We start from the raw sequence: 1,514 nt of genomic DNA, 5'->3' as shown, positions 1-1,514 counted from the left end.
TCCTATGTAAAGCATCATTAAGTTATTAACAACTTTTAAGATGGTTATATGTAGGGTGTTTTTCGATTACGAATTCCGTTCCAGCGGCTTGTTGGAAAAGTTGGAAACAACTTTTTGTCCGCTGAAAGCTTTGGACTGAAAAAGTTATTCTAACTTTTTCAATGATGCCAAGAACTCATTTCTCTTTTATTTCATAATATTTCTTTTTATAATCTTAAAGCTCACGCTCCTATATGTGGTCTGCTTATTGCAGCCACCAGCATCGGTATGATTGTAAGAATAAATAAAATAGCTACCTGCTTTGAGATGTGGATTCATTTTACAGAACCACCACAGCTGTTTTGTAGTCTATTTTTCTTGTATGGTTGAGTTTATTAAGAAGGTTATTTTTATTGTATTATTGGTACTAAGTTTCTGTTGATTTGATAGGGTGTTTCTGTTTTGATGACCGAAAGAATTCTTCTGGCCATTTTATGGGCCACTTTTATAATGACACTCTTGACGTTTTTACCTTGATGTTTTCGATAATAATTTTGCATTTCGGTATCTTTTCTAATGGCTATCCATGCCGCTTCGACTAAATAACTGCGTAATTGTGAGCGACTCCTCGGTGTGATTCCTAAACATTTTTCTGATCCTCCGCTATTATAGATTCCAGGGACTAATCCGATGAAGGAACTAAATTGACCTTCATTATTAAATCGGCGTAAATCTCCACATTCGGCCAAGATTACACTCGCTAAGTACCCTCCTATTCCAGGAATACTTTTCAAAAGATTGTAATCTTTCTTATTGTTTTTTCTACAATAAGCACGCATTTGATTGGCAATTTCTAAGTATTCTGATTTGATAAACTTGAACATTCGTATTTTTCCTTGCAAGGCTAAATCGCCACAAGAAGTGCTAAATTTTACTTCTTCTAACCATGCAATAAAAGCTATAGTCCAATTTGAATTATCAAACTCCTCGGGAACTTTAATACCATGAAACAGTAACATACTTTTGATATGTGATTTGGTTTGTCGCAGTTTTTTTGTGACTTGGGCTCTATGGCGAGCCAAAGTCATAAATTGTTCGTGTTCTTCAGTTGGAATAAAAATTCCTTTAAGAACACCTGATTTTAATTGATTGGACAAGTTTTTGGAATCTAAGGCATCTGTTTTTTGATATCGCTCTTTATCTCCTGTCTTCACATCTGAGGGATTAACAACTAAAACATTCCAACCCAAGTTTAAAAAATATCGTGCTGCGGAGAATCCGCAACAACCCGCTTCATAAACTAAATCTACAGCATGATTTGGAAATGTTCGCTCCACATATTGGTACAAATCCTCAGCATTAGAAGGCATCGAATAGGTCTTGTGAAAAAATAAATCTGTTTGGATAAAAACTGTCCAGCTTTTTTTGTGAATATCTAAACCAATGAATATCTTTGGAATAGAAAAGGCGTCTTGTAATTGCATAATCTTCGTTTTTAGTACTCTCAAAGTTATGCTTTTACATAGATGCTTTGA

1 protein-coding gene is annotated in these 1,514 nt (G+C 34.6%); it reads right to left on the bottom strand.

Going from position 1 to position 1,514, the window contains the following annotated elements; genetic code table 11:
• Window positions 1–389: 389 nt before the first annotated feature.
• Complete coding sequence (locus ACNQGJ_RS16805) at window positions 390–1,463, bottom strand: IS110 family RNA-guided transposase (protein ID WP_417975093.1); 1,074 nt, start codon at window positions 1,461–1,463, stop codon at window positions 390–392.
• Between the last annotated feature and the right edge of the window lie 51 nt (window positions 1,464–1,514).

The sequence above is a fragment of the Flavobacterium cryophilum genome (assembly GCF_048286555.1).
Classification (GTDB): Bacteria; Bacteroidota; Bacteroidia; order Flavobacteriales; family Flavobacteriaceae; genus Flavobacterium.
Note: the sequence above shows the minus strand (reverse complement) of the source record. Positions and strands in the feature narration are given on the sequence as shown.